The 22,789-nt window shown below is 65.0% G+C and carries 19 protein-coding genes and 1 pseudogene; 15 read left to right on the forward strand and 5 right to left on the reverse strand.

Annotated features, from left to right (window positions below; translation table 11 throughout):
* Nucleotide 1: 1 nt before the first annotated feature.
* Nucleotides 2-793, reverse strand: coding sequence for an exodeoxyribonuclease III (gene xth / locus WDM24_RS19375; protein ID WP_166205193.1), 792 nt, complete (start codon nucleotides 791-793; stop codon nucleotides 2-4).
* 162 nt (nucleotides 794-955) lie between these two features.
* Between xth and WDM24_RS19380 the strand changes: the two genes are divergently transcribed.
* Together WDM24_RS19380 and WDM24_RS19385 are read left to right on the forward strand one after the other, a co-directional pair.
* Nucleotides 956-2,089, forward strand: coding sequence for an efflux RND transporter periplasmic adaptor subunit (locus tag WDM24_RS19380; RefSeq protein WP_338832123.1), 1,134 nt, complete (start codon nucleotides 956-958; stop codon nucleotides 2,087-2,089).
* A gap of 3 nt (nucleotides 2,090-2,092) precedes the next feature.
* Nucleotides 2,093-5,218: an efflux RND transporter permease subunit gene (locus WDM24_RS19385; RefSeq protein WP_338832124.1), complete on the forward strand. Its 3,126-nt coding sequence runs from the start codon at nucleotides 2,093-2,095 to the stop codon at nucleotides 5,216-5,218.
* A gap of 56 nt (nucleotides 5,219-5,274) precedes the next feature.
* Here WDM24_RS19385 and erpA read toward each other — a convergent pair whose 3' ends face one another.
* On the reverse strand, nucleotides 5,275-5,604 hold the full coding sequence (gene erpA, locus WDM24_RS19390) for an iron-sulfur cluster insertion protein ErpA (protein WP_338832125.1): 330 nt from the start codon (nucleotides 5,602-5,604) through the stop codon (nucleotides 5,275-5,277).
* 137 nt (nucleotides 5,605-5,741) lie between these two features.
* Between erpA and WDM24_RS19395 the strand changes: the two genes are divergently transcribed.
* The 10 genes and pseudogenes from WDM24_RS19395 (at nucleotide 5,742) to serS (ending at nucleotide 16,578) form a co-directional block, all read left to right on the forward strand.
* Nucleotides 5,742-6,950, forward strand: coding sequence for a deoxyguanosinetriphosphate triphosphohydrolase (locus WDM24_RS19395; RefSeq protein WP_166295854.1), 1,209 nt, complete (start codon nucleotides 5,742-5,744; stop codon nucleotides 6,948-6,950).
* A 9-nt stretch (nucleotides 6,951-6,959) separates the two neighbouring features.
* Entirely contained in the window at nucleotides 6,960-8,756 is a 1,797-nt protein-coding gene (gene argS, locus WDM24_RS19400; protein ID WP_338832126.1) for an arginine--tRNA ligase, read from the forward strand.
* A gap of 118 nt (nucleotides 8,757-8,874) precedes the next feature.
* A complete protein-coding gene (locus tag WDM24_RS19405) occupies nucleotides 8,875-10,362 on the forward strand; it encodes an SPOR domain-containing protein (protein ID WP_338700857.1) in 1,488 nt (495 codons plus the stop codon).
* Nucleotides 10,363-10,408: 46 nt separating this feature from the next.
* Nucleotides 10,409-11,431, forward strand: a complete 1,023-nt coding sequence (nagZ, locus tag WDM24_RS19410) for a beta-N-acetylhexosaminidase (protein ID WP_166295846.1) — start codon at nucleotides 10,409-10,411, stop codon at nucleotides 11,429-11,431.
* Entirely contained in the window at nucleotides 11,428-12,249 is an 822-nt protein-coding gene (locus tag WDM24_RS19415; protein WP_166295843.1) for a segregation and condensation protein A, read from the forward strand. The genes nagZ and WDM24_RS19415 overlap by 4 nt, the downstream gene beginning before the upstream one ends.
* A gap of 22 nt (nucleotides 12,250-12,271) precedes the next feature.
* Nucleotides 12,272-13,027, forward strand: a pseudogene (scpB, locus tag WDM24_RS19420) (SMC-Scp complex subunit ScpB); the annotation flags it as partial.
* Nucleotides 13,028-13,307: 280 nt separating this feature from the next.
* The gene (locus WDM24_RS19425) at nucleotides 13,308-13,541 is read left to right on the forward strand and encodes a twin-arginine translocase TatA/TatE family subunit (RefSeq protein WP_028332136.1); all 234 of its coding nucleotides are present in this window, start codon (nucleotides 13,308-13,310) and stop codon (nucleotides 13,539-13,541) included.
* A 159-nt stretch (nucleotides 13,542-13,700) separates the two neighbouring features.
* On the forward strand, nucleotides 13,701-14,246 hold the full coding sequence (gene tatB / locus WDM24_RS19430; protein WP_338832128.1) for a Sec-independent protein translocase protein TatB: 546 nt from the start codon (nucleotides 13,701-13,703) through the stop codon (nucleotides 14,244-14,246).
* The gene (gene tatC, locus WDM24_RS19435; protein WP_338700867.1) at nucleotides 14,243-15,049 is read left to right on the forward strand and encodes a twin-arginine translocase subunit TatC; all 807 of its coding nucleotides are present in this window, start codon (nucleotides 14,243-14,245) and stop codon (nucleotides 15,047-15,049) included. The genes tatB and tatC overlap by 4 nt, the downstream gene beginning before the upstream one ends.
* A gap of 197 nt (nucleotides 15,050-15,246) precedes the next feature.
* A complete protein-coding gene (gene serS, locus WDM24_RS19440) occupies nucleotides 15,247-16,578 on the forward strand; it encodes a serine--tRNA ligase (protein WP_338700868.1) in 1,332 nt (443 codons plus the stop codon).
* A 108-nt stretch (nucleotides 16,579-16,686) separates the two neighbouring features.
* On the opposite strand, the gene WDM24_RS19445 is transcribed toward serS, so the two are convergent.
* Nucleotides 16,687-16,998, reverse strand: coding sequence for a hypothetical protein (locus tag WDM24_RS19445; RefSeq protein WP_338832129.1), 312 nt, complete (start codon nucleotides 16,996-16,998; stop codon nucleotides 16,687-16,689).
* A gap of 750 nt (nucleotides 16,999-17,748) precedes the next feature.
* Between WDM24_RS19445 and surE the strand changes: the two genes are divergently transcribed.
* Complete coding sequence (gene surE, locus WDM24_RS19450) at nucleotides 17,749-18,516, forward strand: 5'/3'-nucleotidase SurE (protein WP_338832130.1); 768 nt, start codon at nucleotides 17,749-17,751, stop codon at nucleotides 18,514-18,516.
* A gap of 135 nt (nucleotides 18,517-18,651) precedes the next feature.
* Here surE and WDM24_RS19455 read toward each other — a convergent pair whose 3' ends face one another.
* Nucleotides 18,652-19,029, reverse strand: a complete 378-nt coding sequence (locus WDM24_RS19455; RefSeq protein WP_029082686.1) for a response regulator — start codon at nucleotides 19,027-19,029, stop codon at nucleotides 18,652-18,654.
* 357 nt (nucleotides 19,030-19,386) lie between these two features.
* On the opposite strand from WDM24_RS19455, the gene WDM24_RS19460 reads away from it, so the two are divergent.
* On the forward strand, nucleotides 19,387-20,037 hold the full coding sequence (locus tag WDM24_RS19460) for a protein-L-isoaspartate(D-aspartate) O-methyltransferase (protein WP_338700873.1): 651 nt from the start codon (nucleotides 19,387-19,389) through the stop codon (nucleotides 20,035-20,037).
* 110 nt (nucleotides 20,038-20,147) lie between these two features.
* Nucleotides 20,148-21,530 carry a LysM peptidoglycan-binding domain-containing M23 family metallopeptidase gene (locus WDM24_RS19465; protein ID WP_338832131.1) on the forward strand — a complete coding sequence of 461 codons (1,383 nt, stop codon included), beginning with the start codon at nucleotides 20,148-20,150 and terminating at the stop codon, nucleotides 21,528-21,530.
* Between the two features lie 108 nt (nucleotides 21,531-21,638).
* On the opposite strand, the gene WDM24_RS19470 is transcribed toward WDM24_RS19465, so the two are convergent.
* Nucleotides 21,639-22,610, reverse strand: coding sequence for an ATP-binding protein (locus WDM24_RS19470; RefSeq protein ID WP_338832132.1), 972 nt, complete (start codon nucleotides 22,608-22,610; stop codon nucleotides 21,639-21,641).
* Between the last annotated feature and the right edge of the window lie 179 nt (nucleotides 22,611-22,789).

Consider the following 22,789-nt stretch of genomic DNA (forward strand, 5'->3'; position numbering starts at 1 on the left):
CTCAGGCGGTCTCGAAATCCAGATCGGCCCAGACCGGAACGTGGTCTGACGGCTTCTCCCAGGCACGGACATAGCTGTCGATGCCGACGTCGATCAGCCGGTCGCTGGCCTGCGGCGACATTAAGAGGTGGTCGATGCGCAGACCCCAGTTCTTCTGCCAGGCGCCGGCCTGGTAGTCCCAGAAGGTGTACTGGCCGGGCTCGTCATTGACCGCCCGCAGCGCGTCGGTGAGACCGAGGCCGAGCAGCGACTGGAAGGCCTCGCGGGTGGCGGGGCGGAACAGCGCGTCGTCGGCCCAAGCGGCCGGATTGTAGACGTCGCGGGCCGCCGGAATGACGTTGAAGTCGCCGGCCAGGATCAGCGGCTCCTCGGTCTTAAGCCGCTCCCGCGTGTACTCAAGAAGCCGCGACATCCATTTGAGCTTGTAGGGATATTTGTCGGTATTCGCAGGATTGCCATTGGGCAGATAAAGGCACGCGACCCGCACCACGCCCTGCTTCAGCGTGACGACGCCTTCGAGGAAGCGGGCATGGGCGTCCTCGTCGTCGCCGGCCAGCCCCGATTTGGTCTCGTCGAACGGCAGCTTGGAGAGCAGCGCGACGCCGTTGAAGGTCTTCTGGCCGTGCGTGACGACATTGTATCCGAGCGCCTCGACCTCAAGCCGGGGAAACGCGTCGTCGACGCATTTGATCTCCTGCAGGCAGACGATGTCGGGGGAGCACTCCTTCAGCCAGCTGACCAGAAGCTCGATCCGTTGCCGGACCGAGTTGACGTTCCACGTAGCGATGCGCATGCAAATGACCGGGATTGAGCCGCACGATTTTACTTAGGTGGCATACCATGGGCGGTGCGCCTGTGCTAACCCTCTCCGGAAACAAGGCGTAACAATTGCCGACGGGGGAGTGACGAAGCGTTCCGGCCTTCAAGGGTGGCCTGTGGCGCACGTGTAAAACATATGAAAAAACGCAATTTGGTTCTGACTGTCGCCATTCTCGGCATTGCGGCCGGGGCGGCTTACATGACCCGCGCTTCATGGATGGCTGGCGGTGCCGCCACCGCGCAAGGGACCCCGCGGCCGCGTGTGGTGTCGGTGGATCTCGCCAAGGCCGAACGCAAATCGGTGCCGGTCGACGTCGACGCCATCGGAACCGTCACGCCGATCTCCAGCGTGGCGTTGAAGTCGCGGCTGGAGACCACCATCGTCTCGGTGCATTTCGAGGACGGCGCCAAGGTCAATGAGGGCGACCTGCTGTTCATGCTCGATGCCCGCCAGATCGACGCCCAGATCGAGCAGGCCGTGGGTGTGCTGGCCCGCGACCAGGCCCAGTTCGAGGGCGCGCAGCGCGACCTCCGCCGCTACACCGAACTGGTCGGCAAGGGCGCGACCACCCAGGTCAATCTCGACAACGCCAAGACCCAGTCCGACGTGCTGATCGGCACCATCAAAGCCGACCAGTTCGCGCTGGAAAATCTCCGCGTCCAGAAGAGCTACACCGTCATCCGCGCGCCGTTCGCGGGCCGGATCAGCGCGGCCAACGTCAAGGTCGGCAACTTCGTTCGCCCCGCCGACACCCAGCCGCTCGCCGTCATCAACCAGATGGCGCCGGTCTATGTGACCTTCGCGATCCCGCAGCGTGCGCTGGTCGATCTGCGCGACGCGATGGGGAAGGGCGATTCGAAGGTGATCGCGACCATTCCCGGCCACCAGCGCTCCGAGAGCGGCAAGGTCGCGATGGTGGAGAACGCCGTCGACGCGACCACCGGCATGGTCACCGTGCGCGGCATCATGAACAATGCGAGCGAGACGCTGTGGCCCGGCACCATCGTGCAGACCAAGCTGATCATCCGCAGCGAGGACGCCGTCGTGGTGCCGACGGTCGCGGTCCAGCGCAGCCAGAACGGCAATTTCGTCTTCGTCGTCAAGGACGGCGTCGCCAAGGTCCAGCTGGTCAAGGTCGATCGCACCTTCCAGGGTAGCTCGGTGATCTCTGAGGGACTGGCGGGCGATGAAAGCATCGTCGTCGACGGTCAGCTCTTGCTCTCGGAAGGATCGCGGGTCGAGCAGCGGGCGCGCAAGGCCGGAGCCTGACCGATGACGCTCTCCGAGCTCTGCATCCGCCGCCCGGTCATGACGACGCTGATCACGGCGTCGATCATCGCATTCGGCGTGTTCGGCTTCCGCCTGCTGCCGGTCTCGGCGCTGCCCAAGGTGGACTTCCCGACCATCGCGGTCACCGCGACCCTGCCGGGCGCCAGCGCCGACACCATGGCCGCTTCCGTTGCCGGCATCATCGAGCGCCAGCTCTCGACCGTTTCCGGCATCTCCTCGATGAACTCGAACTCCTCGCAGGGCACGAGCGTCATCACCATCCAGTTCGACCTCAACCGCAACATCGACGCCGCCGCGCTCGACGTGCAGACGGCATTGACCATCGCGCAGCGCCGGCTGCCGATCGAGATGACGATCCCGCCGAGCTTCCGGAAGGTGAACCCGGCGGACTTCCCGGTGCTGTTCGTCTCGCTGGGGTCGGCGACGCTGCCGCTGTCGAGCGTCAATGAATACGGCGACATCACGATCGGGCAGGCGCTGTCGCAGCTGCCGGGCGTCGCCCAGGTCCTGATCTACGGCACGCAGAAATTCGCGATCCGCGTCCAGGCAGATCCGGAGGCCGCGGCCGCCCGCGGTGTCTCGATGGAGGATATCCGCGCCGCGGTGTCGCGCGCCAATTCCTCGACGCCGGTCGGCACACTGAACGGTCCCAAGCAGGATGTTGCGCTGCAGGCCTCCGGCCAGATGGACAAGGCGGCCGACTACCGCAAGATCTACGTGGCCTGGCGCAACGGCTCGCCGGTTCGGCTCGACGAGATCGCCAAGGTCTATGACAGCGTCGAGAACGACAAGATCGCGACCTGGATGAACGACGAGCGGGCAATCGTGCTCGCGATCCAGAAGCAGCCCGACGCCAACACCGTGGCGGTCGTCGATGCCGTGCTGGCCAAGCTGCCGGCGCTGCGCGCCGCGATCCCGCCCTCGGTGACCATGCAAGTCATGATGGACCGCTCGGTCTCGATCCGCCAAGCGGTCAGCGACGTCGAGGAGACCCTGCTGATCGCGGTCGCACTGGTGATCCTCGTGATCTTCCTGTTCCTGCGCTCGGCGTCGGCGACCTTCATTCCGGCGCTGGCGGTGCCGATCTCGCTGTTCGGCACGTGCGCGGTGATGTACGCGCTGGACTACTCCATCAACAACATGACGCTGTTGGCACTGACACTCTCGGTCGGCTTCGTGGTCGACGACGCCATCGTCATGCTGGAGAACATCGTCCGCCATATCGAGCACGGCATGAAGCCGTTCGAGGCGGCGCTGAAGGGCGCCCGCGAGATCGGCTTCACGATCATCTCGATCACCTTCTCGTTGATCGCCGTGTTCATCCCGGTGCTGCTGATGGGCGGCATCGTCGGCCGCGTGTTCCGCGAATTCGCGGTCACGATCTCGGTCGCAATCATCGTCTCCGGCTTCGTCTCGCTGACGTTGACGCCGATGCTGTGCGCCCGCGTGCTGCGCGCGCATGACGCGACCAAGCGGCCGAACGTCGTGCTGCGGGCGTTCGAGGCGATGTTCGAGGCCTGGCTGCGCGCCTACGAATGGGCGCTGGACTGGGTGCTGGCCAAGAAGGCCCTGATGCTGGTGGTGACGCTCGCGACGCTCGGCGGCACCATCTACCTCTACATGATCGTGCCGAAGGGCTTCTTCCCGCAGGAGGACACCGGCTTCCTGATCGGCGTGACGGAGGCGGCGACCGACACCTCGTTCGAGGCGATGAGGGTGCGGCAGCAGGCGCTGGTCGAGGTGCTCCGGACCGATCCGGCGATCGACTACATCAACTCCACGGTCGGCTCCGGCGGTCCCAACCCGACCACGAATTACGGCCGGCTGTTCATCGCGCTGAAGCCGCAGAAGACCCGCGACAACGCCGTTGTCGTGATCGGCCGTCTCAGGCAGAAGGCGCGCGAGATCCCGGGCATGCAGGCGTTCTTCCAGAGCGTCCAGAACCTCAACATCGGCGGCCGCATCTCCAAGAGCCAGTATCAGTATGTGATGCAGAGCGGCGATACCGAGTCGCTCTACCGGCTGGCGCCCGAGATGCGGGACAAGATCGAGAAGATTCCGGGCCTGCTCGACGTCACCACCGACCTCTACATCAAGAACCCGCAGATGACGGTCGACATCGACCGCGAGAAGGCGGCGGTCTACGGCGTCACCGTCGATCAGGTCCGCAACCAGCTCTACAACGCCTACGGCGCGCGGCAGGTCGGCACCATCTACATGCCGTCGAACGACTACCAGATCATCCTGGAGGTGCAGCCGCAGTTCCGTGTCGATCCGTCCGATCTGTCAAAACTCTACATGAAGACTGGCAACGGCCAGACCATCCCGCTGGATGCGGTGGCGAGGCTGGTGCCGACGGTCGGGCCGCTGCAGATCAACCACCAGGGCCAGCAGCCGGCCGTGACAATTTCGTTCAACCTCGCACCGGGCACTTCGCTCGGCTACGCGGTCGACAAGATCACCGAGCTCGAGCAGACCGCGAACCTGCCGCCGACGATCGCGACCGGCTTCTCGGGCACCGCGCAGGTGTTCCAGGATTCGCTGCGCGGGCAGGGCGTCCTGATCCTCGCTGCGGTGTTCGCGGCCTTTGTGATCCTGGGCATTCTCTACGAGAGCTTCATCCATCCGATCACGATCATCTCGGGCCTGCCGTCGGCCGGCATCGGCGCGATTCTGACGCTGATGATGTTCGGGATGGAGCTGTCGGTAATTGCGATGATCGGCATCGTGATGCTGGTCGGTATCGTCAAGAAGAACGCGATCATGATGGTCGACTTCGCGCTGGAGCGCCGCCGCGTCGGCTTAAGCGCCGAGCACGCGATCCGCGAGGCGGCGCTGCTGCGCTTCCGCCCGATCATGATGACGACGTTTGCGGCGATCTTCGGCACGCTGCCGATCGCGCTCGGCGCGGGCGCCGGCGCAGAGCTGCGTCAGCCGCTCGGCGTCGCCGTGGTCGGCGGCCTCTGCGTGTCGCAGCTGCTGACGCTGTTCATCACGCCTGTCATCTACATCTACCTCGACCGCATCGACCGCCGGCTGCGGCGCAAGCTCGATCCGCAGGCGGAGGCGGGCGGCGACGTCGAGCGCCCGCAGGTCGCGGCAGAATAGCCGCGCACCCCGGCGAGCCGGTTAGCGTCGGGGAAACGCGTCAGAGCGTCGGGTGATTAGACCGAGAAGCTGGTGCCGCAGCCGCAGGAGGCGGTGGCGTTCGGATTGACGACGCGGAACGAGGCGCCGATCAGGTCGTCGACGAAGTCGACTTCCGAGCCGGCGAGGAACGGGACCGAGGCGGGATCGATCAGCACCACGGCGCTATCGCGCTCGATCACGAGGTCGTCATCGGCCTGGGTGCGCTCGACGTCGAATTTGTACTGGAAACCGGAGCAGCCGCCGCCCTCGACCGAAATGCGCAGCTTGGCGCCTTCGCCTTCCTTGCTGAGGATCTGCCCGATCTTGCGGGCGGCCCGTTCGCTGACGGTGATGGCAACAGTCATGTCGGTCTCCGAAACCCTATTTGAGCATGGTCTGATCGGATCATGCCCGGCGTCATACCCAATTCATTTGGTCGGCCGCCTCAAGCATAGTTAAGTGCGTCGGACCATGGAATCAAATGGATAAGGACTAAAATACCGTGTCGGTCGGAATGGCTGCCCCCCGCGCGCCCTATGCCTGCGACCCCGATCGCAGCCGGGGTCGGCTGGTCGCGGAGCCGCCGAGCCGGACCAGGAGCCCGTTCCGGCGCGACTGCGACCGGGTGATCCATTCCACCGCGTTCCGCCGCCTCAAGCACAAGACCCAGGTCTTCGTCTTCCATGAGGGCGATCATTACCGCACCAGGCTGACCCATTCGCTGGAAGTGGCCCAGATCGCCCGTGCGCTGGCCCGCCAGCTCGGGGTCGATGAGGATCTGACCGAGACGCTGGCGCTGGCGCATGACCTCGGCCATCCACCGTTCGGGCATGCCGGGGAGCGGGCGCTCGACGCGTGCCTGAAGGATGACGGCGGCTTCGACCACAATGCGCAGGCGCTGCGGGTGGTCACCTCGCTGGAGCATCGCTATCCCGAGTTCGGCGGGCTGAATCTGACCTGGGAATCGCTCGAGGGGATCGTCAAGCACAACGGGCCGCTGACCGAACGCAGCGGTGCGCCGGCGGGCCGCTACCTGGAGAGCGGCATTCCGGTCGGGATCGCCGACTACAACAGGAGCTACGATCTCGAGCTCTGGAGCTACGCTTCGCTGGAGGCGCAGATCGCTGCCTTCGCCGACGACATCGCCTATGATGCCCACGACATCGACGATGGTCTGCGCGCCGGTCTGTTCGCGGTCGACGACCTCAAGGAGATGCCGCTGACCGCCGAGATCATCGCCGAGATCGACCGGCATTATCCCGGGCTCGACGAGGTCCGGCGCGGCGCCGAACTGGTGCGTGAGCTGATCTCACATTTCATCAATGCCGTCTTCACGGAGGCGAACCGGCGCCTTGCGGCGGCCCGGCCGCAATCGGCCCACGATGTGCGCCACCACAATGCGCCGCTGATCGCATTTCCGTCCGAGGTGGCCGAGCAGGAGGCGGCGATCAAGGCGTTCCTGTACCGGCGGATGTATCGCCACCAGCGGGTGATGATTGTGATGCGGGAAGCGGAGCAGGTGGTCCGCAATCTCTTCGAGCGCTACCGGCAGTCGCCTGAAGACCTGCCGGCGGAATGGATCGAGGGCAGCGCCGAGGAGACCGGGAGTGCGCGGAACAGGCGGATAGGCAATTTCATTGCCGGGATGACCGACCGTTTCGCCCTGATCGAGCACCAAAGGCTTTTTGACTCGACCCCGGATTTGCGTTAGCGCCCTGCCATGGCCGACATCACTGCTTCACCACACCTTTTTGCCGACATTCTGACGCGCGTGCACGCGATCTGTGCCGCTGTCGCAGCCGAGGATAGCTGGCCCGCCGGCATCGATCTCTCCCGCGTCGTGGTGGAGCCGCCGCGCGACGCCAGCCATGGCGACATGGCGACCAATGCCGCGATGGTGCTCGCCAAGGATGCCAAGGCCAAGCCGCGCGAGCTCGCCGACAAGATCGCCGAGCGGCTGCGCGCCGACGCACTGGTGGCCTCAGTCGATGTCGCCGGTCCCGGCTTCATCAACCTGACCTTGAAGCCGCAGGTCTGGGCCGACGCGCTGCGCGCCGTGCTGGCCGCAGGTTCAGCCTATGGGCGCAGCGGCATCGGCAAGGACGAGAAGGTCAATGTCGAATACGTCTCGGCCAACCCGACCGGGCCGATGCATGTCGGCCATTGCCGCGGCGCCGTGTTCGGCGACGCGCTGTGCAGCCTGCTGCAATTCGCGGGCTTCGACGTCTGCCGCGAATATTACATCAACGACGCCGGCGCCCAGGTCGACGTGCTCGCGCGCTCGGCGTTCCTGCGCTATCGCGAGGCGCTCGGCGAGGACATCGGCGCGATCCCGGAAGGGCTCTATCCCGGCGATTACCTCGTGCCGGTCGGCGAGGCGCTCGCGAAGGAGCATGGCGACAAGCTCCTGCCCTTTCCGGAAGCCGCGTGGCTGCCGATCGTGCGCGACAAGGCGATCGCCATGATGATGGAGATGATCAAGGGCGATCTTGCCGCGCTCAACATCCATCACGACGTGTTCTTCTCGGAGCGCTCGCTGATCACGTCAGGCAATAACAAGGTCGCCGAGACCATCGATTTCCTGCGCGCCAAGGGCGACATCTACGAGGGGCGTCTGCCGCCGCCGAAGGGCAAGCCGGTCGAGGACTACGAGGACCGCGAGCAGTCGCTGTTCCGCGCCACCGCCTATGGCGATGACGTCGATCGTCCGCTGATCAAGTCGGACGGTTCGTACACTTATTTCGCATCCGACATCGCTAACCACCGCTACAAGTTCGAGCGCGGCTTCACCAATCTGATCGACGTGTTCGGTGCCGATCACGGCGGCTACATCAAGCGGATGCAGGCGGCGGTGAAGGCGGTGACCGCGGGCAAGGCTGCGCTCGACGTCAAGATCGTGCAGCTCGTCAAGCTGCTGCGCGACGGCGAGCCGGTGAAGATGTCGAAGCGTTCCGGCGAGTTCGTGACGCTGCGTGAGGTGGTCGACGAGGTCGGCTCCGACGCGGTGCGGTTCATGATGCTGTTCCGCAAGAACGACGCGGTGCTCGATTTCGACCTTGCCAAGGTGATCGAGCAGTCAAAGGACAATGCCGTCTTCTACGTCCAGTACGGCCACGCCCGGGGCCATTCGATCTTCCGCAATGCGCGGGAGGAGGCGGTTCCAGACCTGCCGGAGACCGACGAGGCGCGGCTGGCCTATCTGCGCAATGCCGCCGTCGAGCGGCTGACCGATCCGGCCGAACTCGATCTGCTCAAGCGTCTTGCGCTTTATCCACGGATGATTGAGGCGGCGGCCATTGCACATGAGCCGCACCGAATCGCTTTTTATCTCTATGATTTAGCCAGTGAATTTCATGCACTCTGGACCAAGGGGCGGGATTTGCCCTATTTACGCTTCATTATCAATAATGATGCAGAGATCACGAGGGCGCGACTGGCAATGGTTCAGGGCGTCGTCTCGGTTCTGGCATCGGGCTTAGCTGTTCTAGGCGTCCAAGCTCCAACCGAGATGCGGTAGGTAGGGGCATTTGGCCCTCACGAGTGGGGATTTGTGAGGGCATCTGGCAGGGGCCAATTCGTTCGGACCAGCAGCGCCGGCGATCCTGGCGCTGTCCCGGAGGGGATGCATCATCACAATGGCTGATCGATATCAGGACCGAAATTTTTCCGCCGACACGGCCCAGAGGGCCGAGGCCGATCCGCTCGCCGAACTGGCCCGGCTGATCGGCCAGACGGATCCGTTCGGCAGCGCCAACAAGCCGCCGCCACCGCATCCGCTGCAGTCGCGCGCCAACGTGCGACCACAGCAATATCAGCCGCAGGCGGACGACGAGGATGCGCCGCCCGCAGGCCCGCCGCCCTGGATGCAGCGCGCGCGGCAGGAGGCTGTCGTTCCGCCCCCTGTGCAGCTGGCACCCGTGCAGCAGCACGCCGAGTACGACGAGCCTGAGCAGGACGACCAGCCGAAGCCGGTCCATCCGTTGCACCGCTACACAGCTCAGCAGACGCAGCCCGCGCCTGCGCCGGTGGCGCAATATCGGCCAGTCGAGACCCCCCGGCAGCCCGAGACATTTGACGAAGAGCCGCACTATCAGGGCGCCGGTCAGAATGGCGATCCGTCGCGCTATGACGATGCGCTTTATGGCCAGCTGGAAGCCGGCCAACAGGATCTCCAGCGTGACCCGGCCTATCCGGACGATCCCTATGCCTATGAGGGCTACGAGGAAGAACCCGAGCCGCGCAAGCGGCGCAGCGGCCTGATCACGGTCGCAGCGGTGGTGGCGCTTGCGGTGGTCGGCACCGGCGCTGCGCTCGGCTATCGCAACTATGTCGGCTCGCCCCGCAGCGGTGAGCCGCCGATCATCAAGGCCGACAACACGCCGACCAAGGTGATCCCGGCCCAGGCCGATGCGCCGGCCAAGACGCCGGACCGCATGGCAACGGGGGACGGCACCGAGAAGATCGTCTCGCGCGAAGAAGCCCCTGTCGACGTCAACTCGAAGACCGCCGGACCGCGCGTCGTGTTTCCGCCGCTGAACGCCAATGCGAATCCGCCGCCGGCGGCGAGCGTGCAGACGACGCCGCCCGCGCCGGCCCCGGTCAATGCGAACGGCACCTTGCCGAACAACGAGCCGCGCAAGATCCGCACCCTCGCGGTCAAGGGCGATGGACCTGATGGCACGCAGGCCACGGCGGCCGTGCCGGCCAAGCCTCCGGCGGCTGCGAAGCCCCCGGTGTCACGCGGCAACCCAGCTGCGGCCAATGCCAGCGTGAACGCGCCGATGTCGCTGGCACCCGGTCAGGCTGAGGCGGCGCCTACCGCGCCTCCGACCCGGGTGGCATCGACCTCGACGGCCTCGGTCGGCGGTGGTGGTGGATATCTGGTTCAGGTGTCGTCGCAGAAGAACGAGGCCGACGCGCAGTCGTCGTACCGGACGCTGCAGGGCAAATATCGCAGCGTGCTCGGTTCGCAGCCTTTGGTGGTGAAACGCGTCGATCTCGGCGAGAAGGGCGTCTATTACCGCGCCTTCGCTGGCCCGTTTGCGTCCTCGGAGGAGGCGAGCCAAGTGTGCAAGAGCCTGATGTCGGCTGGTGGGCCGCAGTGCCTCATCCAAAGAAATTAAAGTCCGTTTCCTTGACCCGTGAGCTGCATACGGCCTAATCGGCCGAATGACGAACCGCGCATTCATCACGGGCGTATCCGGGCTGACCCTCAATGACGCTGAACGCGAATTCATTCGCGCCGAGCGGCCATGGGGCTTCATCCTGTTCAAGCGCAACATCGAGAGTCCTGCCCAAGTGGCCGCTCTTGTTGCGGAACTCAGGTCTGCAGGCGGTGAGGCCGATGCTCCGGTCCTGATCGACCAGGAAGGCGGCCGGGTACAGCGGCTCGGCCCGCCGCATTGGCCGGTCTATCCGCCCGGCGCGAGCTTCTCGGCGCTCTACGACATCGACCCGAAGCTCGGCCTTGCGGCGGCCAGGCTCAGCTCACGGCTGATCGCAGCCGACCTGATCGACCTCGGAATCACCGTCGATTGCCTGCCTTTGGCCGACGTTCCCGTGGCCGGGGCGGACGCGGTGATCGGCAACCGGGCCTATGGAACCGAGCCCGGCAAGGTTGCGGCCATCGCTCGTGCCGTCACGGAAGGGTTGGAACAGGGCGGTGTGCTGCCGGTTCTCAAGCATATTCCCGGCCATGGCAGGGCCACGGCGGACAGCCATTTCCGGCTTCCGACGGTCGATACCGCCAAAGGTGAGCTGGAACGGAGCGATTTTGCCGCGTTCCAGCCGCTTGCGGACCTGCCGATGGCCATGACTGCACATGTTGTGTTTAGCGCGCTGGACCCCGTCCATCCGGCAACGACTTCTGCGACAATCATCGAACAGGTGATTCGCGGCCTGATCGGGTTCCAAGGTTTGTTGATGAGTGATGACGTGTCGATGAATGCGCTGGCCGGATCAATTGCCGAGCGGACCCGCGCCATCGTCAGCGCCGGTTGCGACGTGGTTCTGCACTGCAACGGCAACATCGACGAGATGCGCGAAGTGGCGCGGGAGACGCCGGAACTGACCGGCAAGGCGCTTGAGCGCGCCAAGGCGACGCTCGTGGCGCGGAAGCAGCCTCAGCCGCTCGACCGGCAGGCGGCACGGGCTGAACTGGATGCGTTGTTGGATCGGGTAGGGACGGCATGACCGCTGAAATTCTATCGTTTGAGACCGGGCGGCCGGCTGACCTCGCCGAGGGCGAACCGGCGTTGGTGGTCGATGTCGAGGGCTATGAGGGCCCGCTCGATCTGCTGCTGACGCTGGCGCGGCAGCAGAAGGTCGATTTGTCGAAGATCTCGATCCTTGCGCTTGCCGACCAGTACCTTTCGTTCATCGAGGCGGCGCGCAAGATCCGCCTCGAGCTCGCGGCCGACTATCTGGTGATGGCGGCCTGGCTTGCGTTCCTGAAGTCGCGGCTGTTGCTGCCGGAGCCGCCTAGCGCGGAGGGGCCGAGCGCCGAGGAAATGGCGACCGCGCTCGCCAACCGGCTGCGCCGGCTGGAGGCGATCCGCGAGGCGGCGAACCGGTTGATGAACCGGCCGCAGTTCCAGCGCGATATCTTTCCGCGCGGCAATCCGGAATCGATCGCCGAGATCAAGCATCCGAAGTTCACCGCGACCTTGTACGACCTGCTGTCGGCCTATGCCACGCAGCGCGCGTCGCGCGTGCTGACTTCGGTGCATCTGGCCAAGCGGACGGTGTGGTCGCTCGCCGAAGCGCGCGCCTCGCTGGAACGGCTGGTCGGCCTCGCTGAGGACTGGAGCTGTCTCGACGAGTATCTGATGAACTACGTCGCCGATCCCAAGCAGAGAGCGACGGTGTTCGCATCGAGCTTCGCTGCCGCCCTCGAGTTGGTTCGCGAGGGCGAGATGGAGATCAACCAGAAGCAGGCGTTCGCGCCGATCTATTTCCGAAAGCGTCCAGCGCAAGCCGCAATGGCCGCGCCGGACCTGTCGGTTGAGTAAGTGGAAGAAGGAGAGCAGGCCCATGGCAAGCTTGGCGGAAGTGCGCAGAGAAGAGCCCGAGGAGGAGGTTTCTCCTATGGATCCGGTGGCGCGTCCTGAGGAATTGCGGCTCCTGGAAGCCCTGTTGTTCGCATCGGCCGAGCCGATCGATCAGGCGACGCTCGCAAAGCGGATGCCCGACGGCGTCGATATCAAGGTGGCGCTCGCACAGTTGCAGGCGGAATATGCGCCGCGCGGCGTCAATCTGGTGCGTGTCGCCAACAAGTGGACGTTCCGCACCGCCGGCGATCTGTCGTGGCTGATGACGCGCGAGAGCACCGAGACCCGCAAGCTGTCGCGTGCAGCGATCGAGGTGCTGGCAATCGTCGCCTATCACCAGCCGGTGACCCGCGCCGAGATCGAAGAGATTCGCGGCGTGGTGACGTCGAAGGGAACCATCGACGTGCTGCTGGAGACCGGCTGGATCCGCCCGCGCGGCCGCCGCAAGACGCCGGGCCGTCCGCTGACCTTTGGAACCACGGACGGATTCCTGTCGCAGTTCAGCCTGGAAGCGCTCGGCGATCTGCCGGGACTCGAGGAGCTGAAGGGCACCGGTCTGCTCGACTCGCGCCTGCCGACCGGCTTCTCCGTTCCGTCGCCCTCGGACGACGCGACGCTGCGGGAAGACGAGGAGCCGCTTGAGCCGGGCGATACGCTGGAGCTGCTGCTGGCGCCGGCCGTCGAGCCGGAGGCCGAGGAACCGAAGACCGCAACCGAAGCGTCGGCTGAGGCTGAAATGACGGTCGAGGCCGAAATCGAGATCGAAGCGGACGTTGCCGACGAATCGGAAGCGGCCGAAGCCGACGCCGACGAACCGGATTCGCACGGCGACGAGCGCGGCGAGGCCGACCCCGAGGACAAGGGCGAATAGCGGCCAAATATTCCCGGTTAAGGCTAGCAATATTACGTAGCCGCGACAGCGATTCGCCGCGGCCGAGGTCCTTGTTTTTGACACCCCGCGGGCCTACCTTCCGGCAAAGTTCAGGCCGGCCCGCCGGCCATTTCTGGAGGGTTGCAGGATGGGTTCACTCAGCATTTGGCACTGGATCGTCGTGATCGCAGTGGTCCTGCTGCTGTTCGGGCGCGGCAAGATCTCGGACCTGATGGGTGACGTCGCCCAGGGCATCAAGGCCTTCAAGAAGGGCATGCAGGACGACGACAAGGTCGCCGAGAAGACCGAGCCCACCAAGTCGATCGATCACAATGCGGCGCCGTCAGCCGCGCGACAGGATGTCGGCAGCAAGGCCGTCTGACGCGCCTGTACCGACACATATTTCGACGTTTATCTTTGCGCGAAACGGTGACGCCGTCGCTCGGAAGCGCTATTGACGCCGATTGAGAAAAGGCGCCGGCGGCCCCAAATCCTGTTAGGACCGATGGGGCCGATCGCGGCGCGCTAGGCGGAAGAATTCATGTTCGATATCGGGTGGAGTGAACTGGTCGTCATCGCGGTCGTCGCGCTGATTGCCATCGGCCCGAAAGAACTGCCGGGCGTGCTGCGCATGGTCGGGCAATGGATGGGCAAGGCCCGCAAGATGGCCTCCGAATTCCAGGGCCAGTTCCAGGAAGCCATGCGCGAGGCCGAGATGGCCGACATCAAGAAGAGCTTTGACGAGGTCAGGGAAGCCGCAACCGGCATCACCAGCGGCAACATCATGACCTCGCTGCAGAAGGACGTCAGCGACGCGCTGCAGATCGACAAGCCCGTCGATGCGCAAGTCGCCTCCGCGATTGATGCACCCGTGACGTCAAGCGACGCACAGGTGACGTCAAGTGACGCACTGGTCACGCCAACAACACCCGCAGCGCCGACGCCGGAGACTTTCGTCGAGGCTGAGACGCACGCTGCCACAACTGAGCCGCTTGCGATCACCAGCGAGGTGAAGCCCGAGCCGGCACCGTCGCAGGATGTGACGCCGGCGGAGCCTGAGGTGCTCAAGGACGCGAGGGCGTCATGAGCGCAGAAGATATCGAGGCCAGCAAGGCCCCCTTGATGGATCATTTGATCGAGCTGCGCTCGCGGCTGATCAAGGCGCTGCTCGGCTTCGGCGTGGCCTTTATCATCTGTTTCTTCTTTGCCAAGCAGATCTACAACGTGCTGGTCTGGCCGTTCGTGCTGGTGGCGGGGCCTGAGAATTCGAAATTCATCTACACGCAGCTGCTGGAATATTTCATCACGCAGTTGAAGCTCGCGATGTTCGGCGCCGCCTTCATCTCGTTCCCGATCGTTGCCGGACAGATCTACATGTTCGTGGCGCCCGGCCTCTACAGGCACGAGCGCAACGCCTTCCTGCCGTATCTGATCGCGACCCCGGTGTTCTTCGTGATGGGCGCGATGTTGGTCTATTTCGTCGTGCTGCCGATGCTGGTGCGGTTCTCGCTCGGCATGCAGCAGGCCGGCAGCGCGGAGACCGCGCAGATCCAGCTGCTGCCCAAGGTCGGCGAGTATCTGTCGCTGATGATGTCGCTGATCTTCGCCTTCGGCATCGCTTTCCAGCTGCCGGTGATCCTGACGCTCTTGGGCCGCATCGGCATCGTCACCTCGAAGATGCTGAGAGAGAAGCGGCGCTACTTCATCGTGATCGCCTTCATCATCGCCGCGGTGCTGACGCCGCCGGACGTGCTGAGCCAGGCCTCGCTCGCGATCCCGCTGCTCGCGCTCTATGAGGGCGCCATCATCGCGGTCCGGATCGTGGAGAAGAAGGCCACGACCAAGGCAGCCTCGTCCAGCGTCCCGCCGGCGGCCAATCCGGCCGAGTAGGGCCCGTCTCCCCCGAAACAGGTGTCATACCCCGCGAAAGCGGGGTATCCAGTACGCTGCGGCCCCTCCGTCACGCACGGACGTCCCTGGAATACTGGATCACCCGCTTTCGCGGGTGATGACGGTCGTGGTAGTGGAAACATGCAACGCAAGCGTTGACGTACGACGTTATCTGCAAGCCCGCCATCAGGACTGCCATGCACGACATCAAAGCGATCCGCGACAACCCGACAGCGTTCGACGCCGGCCTGAAGCGCCGCGGACTTGGGGCGCTGTCGCCGTCGCTGCTGGCGATCGACGAGAAGCGCCGTGCCGCGATCCTGGCGTCCGAGCAGGCTCAGGCGCGGCGCAATGCGGCCTCGAAAGAGATCGGCGACGCCAAGAAGGCGAAGGACGAGGCGCGTGCGGCCAAGCTGATGGCCGAAGTCGCGGAGCTCAAGACCACGATGCCGGAGCTCGAGCTGGCGGCGAAATCGTTCGACGACGAGCTGACGAAGGAGCTGTCGTCGATTCCCAATTTGCCGCTCGACGAGGTGCCGGACGGCACCGACGAGCACGGCAACGTCCAACACCACGTGTTCGGCAAGAAGCGCGACTACGGCTTCGCGCCGAAGCTGCATGACGATCTCGGCACCGCGCTCGGCGACATGGATTTCGAGGCGGCGGCGAAACTGTCCGGCGCGCGCTTCGTCGTGCTGAAGAGGGGGCTGGCGCGGCTCGAGCGTGCGATCGGGCAGTTCATGCTCGATCTGCACACGGGAGAGCATGGCTACACCGAAATCAATCCGCCGCTGCTGGTGCGCGACGCCGTGATGTTCGGCACCGGGCAATTGCCGAAATTCGAGGACGACCAGTTCTGGGCGATCAAGGGTGAATTGCTCGCGACGCCGAATGCCGATTTGCGCAGCGAGCGCCTCGGACTGATTCCGACCGCCGAAGTCTCATTGACCAACCTCGCGCGCGAATCCATCCTCGATGAAAAAGAGTTGCCGATGCGGCTCACCGCGCTGACGCCGTGTTTCCGCGCCGAAGCCGGCGCGGCGGGACGCGACACGCGCGGCATGATCCGCCAGCACCAATTCACAAAGGTCGAGCTGGTGTCGATCACGACGCCCGAGGCCAGCAAGGACGAGCTCGAGCGCATGCTGTCCTGCGCCGAGCAGGTTCTGCAGAAGCTCGACCTGCATTATCGCGTGATGACGCTGTGCGCCGGCGACATGGGTTTCTCCGCGCAGAAGACCTACGACATCGAGGTCTGGATGCCCGGGCAGGGCGACGGCGGCGCCTATCGCGAGATCTCGAGCTGCTCGGTGTGCGGTGATTTTCAGGCCCGCCGGATGGACGCGCGCTATCGCGGCCCCGACGGCAAGCCGCGCTTCGTGCATACGCTGAACGGCTCCGGCACGGCGGTCGGGCGCGCCCTGATCGCTGTGATGGAGACCTATCAACAGCAGGACGGTTCGATCGCGGTGCCCGATGTGCTGCAGCCCTATATGGGCGGGCTCAAGGTCATCGAGCACGGCATGTGAGGCGAGGGCCAGTGTGATGCCGCTCCACCGTGACATCCACTGGCTTGGTCGACAATGGGCCGTCACGGGCCATGGTCTGCAGCTGATCAATCAGAAGCAGATGGGCTATTACGACATCGAGGCCGCGCGCCTGTGGGAGGCGCGCGTGACCGAGGTGCAATCGAAGGCCTGGATCGACAGGCCGGACTTCGACAACGCACTGGAGCTCGCACGCGCCAGGTTCGCCCACCTGGCGCCGGCCGATTTTTCGCCATCAGCGGCGGTTGCACCGCCGCCGCCATCGGCCCGGACGCCGCCGCCGGCCTCGCCGCGTGCTCCGCTTGAACCGTCGTCGGTGCCCTCGATCGAGGAGCTGCTGGCCAGGCTGAAATCAAAATCGGCTGCGGCAGCGCCGGTCGCAAAACCGGCCGAGGCACCCACAGCGGCTCCGCCCGAACCCGAAACGCCTCGGATTGAGCTTCGCCAGGTTGAAGCGAGCAAGTCAGAGCCTGCCAAATCAGAGCCTCCCAAATCCGAGCTTCCCAAGCCAGAGCTTCCCAAGCTCGTGCTTCGCCGAACTGCGCCCCCGGAGCCACCCGGGCCTGCCCGGACGCTTGAACCTCCGCAGGCTCTGCCTGCCGAACCCGTGGTTCTCAAGCCCGAGCCTCCCAGACCTGCGCCCGGCAAGTCCGAAGCTGGCAAGTCCGAAGCTAGTAGGTCCCAAGCTGGTAGGTCCGGGCTTCTGAAGTCGGAGCCTCCGAGCGCTCCCAAGCCGGAGCCTCGCCAAACAGCGCCGGTCGCCCCTGAGCAGCCCAGCTCCGAAGCACCTGGGGTTGAACCTGCCAAAGCTGAAGTCGCCAAGCCCGAGCTCGCCGAGCCTGCGTCTGCCGAACGCGAGGGCCCCAAGCCTGAGTATCCGAAGCCAGAGCCTCTCAACGCCGAAACTGCCAAGCCCGACGTGCGCCGGCCCGCCGTTGTGCTTGTGCGGCCGCGAGCCGGGCCCGCCTGGCCGGCGTTCGACGGCAAGATTGCCGCGACCGGCAGATTTGTGCGTCCATGGCGCGTGACGTCGGCGCAATGGCACGGGCCTTCGGCGGGTTTGCCTCCGCGGCCCTAGCCGGTTAAGACGGCAATCAACTCAAGAAACTGCAACTAACCCGCGTCGAATCGGAACAAAAGGCACTTTGACGGATGCGAATTCTTTGCACCAATGATGACGGCATCCACGCTCCCGGCCTGCAGGTCGTCGAGCAGATCGCGCGCTCCTTGTCCGACGACGTCTGGATCGTTGCCCCCGAGCTCGATCAGTCCGGCGTCTCGCATTCGCTGTCGCTCAACGATCCGCTGCGGCTGCGCGAAGTCAGCCCGCGTCACTTCGCGGTGCGCGGCACGCCGACCGATTGCGTCATCATGGGCGCGCGCCACATTCTCGGTGACAAGCTGCCCGATCTCGTGCTGAGCGGCGTCAACAAGGGCCGCAACGTCGCCGAGGACGTGGTCTATTCCGGCACCATCGCCGGCGCACTGGAAGGCACCATCCTGGGCTTTCCGTCGTTTGCGTTGTCGCAGGAGTTTTCGATCGAGACGCGCAACGCACCGCTGTGGGAGACCGCGCTCAAATTCGGACCCGACATCATCCGCAAGGTCATTGCCGCTGGCGTTCCCAGGAACACCGTCGTCAACGTCAACTTCCCGTCCTGCATGCCCGATGACGTCAAGGGCATCAGGATCACACGGCAGGGCAAGCGCAATCAGGGGTTTCTGAAGATCGATCGCCGTCACGACGGACGCGGCAATCCGTATTTCTGGATCGGCTTCGAGCGCGCGGCGATGATGGATACGCCGGCCGAAGGCACCGATCTCGCCGCGCTTGCGGCGCGCTACGTCTCGGTGACGCCGCTGCGGCTCGACCGCACCGATGAAGCGTTTTCGGAAACGCTGACCGCGACGCTGAAGTAATTTTTCGTAGCCCGGATGAGCGAAGCGAGATCCGGGACGGTCTGAGCAATGGATCCCGGATGTCACGGAGCCTGTCACCGGGCGCGCGTTCGCGCGACCCGTTGGCTCATCCGGGGCTACGTAGTGACGTGACCGTTAGACCGGCGCGCTCTTCATCGCGCTTGATATCACCTGGGCCAGCGTTTCCAGCTGGAAGGGCTTTTGCAGCGCCGGCCGGTCGCGATACTCCGGAGGCAGGCCGGACGAGCCGTAGCCGGTCGCGAAGATGAAGGGGCGGTTGCGGGCGTTGATCAGCTCGGCGACCGGGGTGATCACCTTGCCATTGACGTTGACGTCGAGGATCGCGAGGTCGAATTCGGTGGATTGCGCAAGTCTGACCGCCTCGCCGATTTCGCCGGCCTCGGCCGCGACGGTGTGGCCGAGCTCCTCCAGCATGTCGGCGACCATCATCCGGATCATGACCTCGTCCTCCACGAGGAAAACTGAACAGCCCGCCGGCCGTATCGCTGTCATGATGGAATCCTTGCCCGTCCCTGAAATAGGCTCGCAAATAACATTACAGCGCGCAACGCAAACGTTTGGGATTTGGTCGTTTTCCAGCGCCGACCGCCGTTCGTCGCATCGCCCCGCTGAGGCTTTACCCGGCAGTCAGCGAGGTGTGGCGATACAGCCGGATACCCAGGTCGGCAGCTGGGCGTTAACCGCGCGGCGTTGCCGATTATATGGGATGGTGCCAACGCCAAATCAGGGTGCTGGTTCCTGACGGGGAACAAAACGCAACGGGAAATTTTTCCTTAACGCGGTATTTCGGATTTCAATGGCATCAAGCAGAGCAAGATTCCGCGCTGCTGCCCAGAGACGCTGACGACCATGGCCGTGAAGTCAGATCCGACCGAGAAGATGATGTTTCAGCTCACCCTGCGGCGGCGCGGCGTGAGCGATCAGGCGGTGCTCCGCACCATGGAGGAGGTGCCGCGCGAGCTGTTCGTCGATCCGCGCGATCGCAGCGAGGCCTATCGCGACAGCGCGCTCGCGATCGCCTGCGGGCAGACCATCAGCCAGCCCTTCGTCGTGGCCTACATGACCGAGCAGCTGCAGCTGCAGAAGGACCACCGCGTGCTCGAGATCGGCACCGGCTCGGGCTACCAGGCGGCCGTGCTGTCCCGGCTGTGCAAGCAGGTGCTGACCATCGAGCGCTACCGGACGCTGGCCGACGGCGCCCGCAAGCGCCTCGAAAATCTCGGCTATTACAACATCGAGGTGCTGCTCGGGGACGGCTTCGACGTCCCGGCGGGAGCAGGTGATTTCGACCGCATCATCGTCACCGCGGCGATGGAGCAGATCCCGGAGAAGCTCTTGGAGCGGCTCGAGCCGGGTGGCGTCCTGATCGCCCCGGTCGGGCCCCATCAGGGCACCCAGACCCTGGTCCGCGTGGTGCGGACGGAGAACGGCTTCGACCGCAAGGAGCTGGTCGACGTCCGCTTTGTGCCGGCGCTGCCGGGAATCGCGCGCGAATTGTAAATTTCGCGATTTGCCGCTTGGTGCCAACGCCTTATTCGCAGGGTTAAGCGGTTATTTACTCGGTACGTGTTTACTCAAAACAGTCTTTTGTTGCGTACGAGTGAGTAACCATGTCTGGGGTTGTCGAGTTGCTTCGCTCGCGTCGCGTGCCGCAGGTTGCGGTGCTGACGCTGATGTCCATGGCTTTTGCCGGTTGCAGCGCCGACATGTCGTCGCGCTTCTCGCAAAACTCCTACTCGCAAAATCCGTTTGCGCTTGATCCGCAGCCGACCGGCACCGTGCCGCAGCAGGCACAGCCGCCGCGCGAGCTGCCGCAATACGCACGGCCGCGCACCCAACCGCAGTATTCCCAGTATCAGTCACAGCCATTGCCGCCGCCGGTTGCGGCGCCGCAATCCTATCCGGTCGCCGGCGCTGGCGTCTCCGGCGGAGGGCGCGGGCTTTCGTCCTACACCCCGCCGCCCGCGCGCCCGCAGATCGAAGCCACCGGCACCGTTCCGCGTTCGGTCGCCGCGGCGCATGCCGGGCATAACGGCACCACCATCATCGTCGGCACCAGCGATACGCTGGACGTGCTGGCGCGCCGCTACAACGTCTCGTCGGCCGAGATCCTGCGCGCCAACGGTTACAAGGGACCGCGCGCGCTGTCGCCTGGCCAGCAGCTGATCATTCCGCGCCCGACGGCGTCAGCCGCGGCACCCGCGATGGCGGCGCCGGCCGCGCGTCCTGTTGCCGTGGCAGCCGCGCCTGCCGGCATCCACTATGTCAATCGCGGCGACACGCTGCACAGCATCGCGCGCCAGCACCACATCCCGGTCGCCGAGCTTGCCCGCGCCAATAATCTCGATCAGTCGGCGCGGCTCAGCCTCGGCATGAAGATCGTCGTGCCCGGCGCCAAGACTGCGATGGCGGCTCCCGCGCCCGTTGCGCAAGCTGTTGCTGCTGCGCCCGTCGCAGCGGCCCCGGTGCCGGCCCTGGCAGCTCCGAAGGTCGTCGCCACCGCGCTGCCGCAGCAGAGTGCGCGGCTGGTTCAGCCGACCGCGACTGTCGAACAGCCCGTTGCTGCCGCAGAAGCGCCCGCAGCCACCAAGTCGAGCGAAGCCACCGGCGCATTGCCGACCTTCCGCTGGCCGGTGCGCGGCAAGGTCATCACCGCCTATGGCTCGAAGACCAACGGCAAGGTCAATGACGGCATCAATGTCGCTGTGCCCGAAGGCACGCCGGTGAAGGCGGCGGAAGACGGCGTCGTCGCCTATTCGGGCAACGAGCTGAAGGGCTACGGCAATCTGGTGCTGGTCCGCCATTCCAACGGCTACGTCACCGCCTACGCCCATGCCAGCGAAATCCTGGTCAAGCGCGGCGATACCATCAAACGCGGCCAGGTGATCGCCAAATCCGGCCAGTCGGGTGAGGCGGGTTCGCCGCAGCTCCACTTCGAAATTCGCAAGGGATCGTCTCCGGTCGATCCGCTCCAGTTCCTCAACGGCGCATAAGTTACGCGCCGGGACTTCCAAGGGACTTCCAAGGGACTTCCAAGTCTCACAGCAAAGACAACGGGGGAAGCGCAAGCCTCCCCCGTTTTGTTTTGATCGTTGATGCGATTACTGGCCGGCGAGCCGCACGCCGAGCCGGCCCGCCAGTTCCTGGGTGTATTGCCAGGCGACGCGGCCGGAGCGCGATCCGCGGGTGGTCGACCATTCGAGCGCCTCGCGCTCGAGTTCGTCTTCGGCGATCTTGATGCCGTAATGGTCGCAATAGCCCTTCACCATTGCGAGGTACTCGTCCTGGCTGCAGCGATGGAAGCCGAGCCAGAGGCCGAAACGGTCAGACAGCGAGACCTTTTCCTCGACCGCTTCGCCCGGATTGATCGCGGTCGAGCGTTCGTTCTCGATCATCTCGCGCGCCAGGAGATGCCGCCGGTTCGAGGTCGCATAAAGGATGACGTTGTCGGGGCGCCCCTCGATACCGCCTTCGAGCACCGCCTTCAGCGATTTGTAGGAAGCGTCGTTGCCGTCGAAGGAGAGGTCGTCGCAGAACACGATGAAGCGGAATGACGAGCTGCGCAGCAGCTCCATCAGGCCGGGCAGGCTCTCAATGTCCTCGCGGTGAATCTCGATCAGCTTGAGCCGGTCGGCCGGCTTGCGGTCGACATTGATGCTGGCATGGGTGGCCTTCACCAGGGATGACTTGCCCATGCCGCGGGCGCCCCACAGCAGCGCATTGTTGGCGGGCAGTCCGTTGGCGAAGCGCTCGGTGTTCTCCATCAGGATATCGCGCATCCGGTCGACTCCCTTGAGCAGGCCGATCTCGACGCGGCTGACGCGTGGCACCGGGGCCAGGCGCCCATCCGGGTGCCAGACAAAGGCGTCCGCGGCACTGAGCGACTCGGCCGGATCGGCGGCCGGGGAGGCAGCCGCAAGCCGGCTCGCAATGGTCTCCAGGGCGTTCGCGATCCGCTCGGCGGTCGCGCCGTCGAGCGGCGTTTCCGGGCGTTTTGTCGCGGCTTTCGCAGCGCGTTTGCCGGCGGTTTTGGGGGCTGTTTTACTGGTGGTTTTTTTGGCTTTTTTCGGCATTCGTCCAGTTCCTGACGGCGCAGCCTTATCGGGCTGGCGGCGGTCCCGCAAGCGCCCTAAATGAAGGTCCGTTAACGTTGCAATTGGGACCGCGGCCGCTATAGTCCGCGCGAATTTGTCCGGACCGCCATACCGCCCCGAATCCGAGGGCGCTGCCGGTTCTTTCCCGTCTTATCCGA

The organism is Bradyrhizobium sp. 27S5, assembly GCF_037217225.1.
Lineage (GTDB): Bacteria > Pseudomonadota > Alphaproteobacteria > Rhizobiales > Xanthobacteraceae > Bradyrhizobium > Bradyrhizobium septentrionale.

Excerpts from the sequence above, each read along its gene's own strand:
- argS (WP_338832126.1), top strand. The coding sequence starts at position 6,960 with ATGGCCGACATCACTGCTTCACCACACCTTTTTGCCGACATTCTGACG.
- WDM24_RS19465 (WP_338832131.1), top strand. The coding sequence starts at position 20,148 with ATGTCTGGGGTTGTCGAGTTGCTTCGCTCGCGTCGCGTGCCGCAGGTT.
- WDM24_RS19455 (WP_029082686.1), bottom strand. The coding sequence starts at position 19,029 with ATGACAGCGATACGGCCGGCGGGCTGTTCAGTTTTCCTCGTGGAGGAC.
- surE (WP_338832130.1), top strand. The coding sequence starts at position 17,749 with ATGCGAATTCTTTGCACCAATGATGACGGCATCCACGCTCCCGGCCTG.
- WDM24_RS19460 (WP_338700873.1), top strand. The coding sequence starts at position 19,387 with ATGGCCGTGAAGTCAGATCCGACCGAGAAGATGATGTTTCAGCTCACC.
- serS (WP_338700868.1), top strand. The coding sequence starts at position 15,247 with ATGCACGACATCAAAGCGATCCGCGACAACCCGACAGCGTTCGACGCC.
- WDM24_RS19385 (WP_338832124.1), top strand. The coding sequence starts at position 2,093 with ATGACGCTCTCCGAGCTCTGCATCCGCCGCCCGGTCATGACGACGCTG.
- tatB (WP_338832128.1), top strand. The coding sequence starts at position 13,701 with ATGTTCGATATCGGGTGGAGTGAACTGGTCGTCATCGCGGTCGTCGCG.
- tatC (WP_338700867.1), top strand. The coding sequence starts at position 14,243 with ATGAGCGCAGAAGATATCGAGGCCAGCAAGGCCCCCTTGATGGATCAT.
- WDM24_RS19470 (WP_338832132.1), bottom strand. The coding sequence starts at position 22,610 with ATGCCGAAAAAAGCCAAAAAAACCACCAGTAAAACAGCCCCCAAAACC.
- nagZ (WP_166295846.1), top strand. The coding sequence starts at position 10,409 with ATGACGAACCGCGCATTCATCACGGGCGTATCCGGGCTGACCCTCAAT.
- WDM24_RS19425 (WP_028332136.1), top strand. The coding sequence starts at position 13,308 with ATGGGTTCACTCAGCATTTGGCACTGGATCGTCGTGATCGCAGTGGTC.
- xth (WP_166205193.1), bottom strand. The coding sequence starts at position 793 with ATGCGCATCGCTACGTGGAACGTCAACTCGGTCCGGCAACGGATCGAG.
- erpA (WP_338832125.1), bottom strand. The coding sequence starts at position 5,604 with ATGACTGTTGCCATCACCGTCAGCGAACGGGCCGCCCGCAAGATCGGG.
- WDM24_RS19415 (WP_166295843.1), top strand. The coding sequence starts at position 11,428 with ATGACCGCTGAAATTCTATCGTTTGAGACCGGGCGGCCGGCTGACCTC.
- WDM24_RS19405 (WP_338700857.1), top strand. The coding sequence starts at position 8,875 with ATGGCTGATCGATATCAGGACCGAAATTTTTCCGCCGACACGGCCCAG.
- WDM24_RS19380 (WP_338832123.1), top strand. The coding sequence starts at position 956 with ATGAAAAAACGCAATTTGGTTCTGACTGTCGCCATTCTCGGCATTGCG.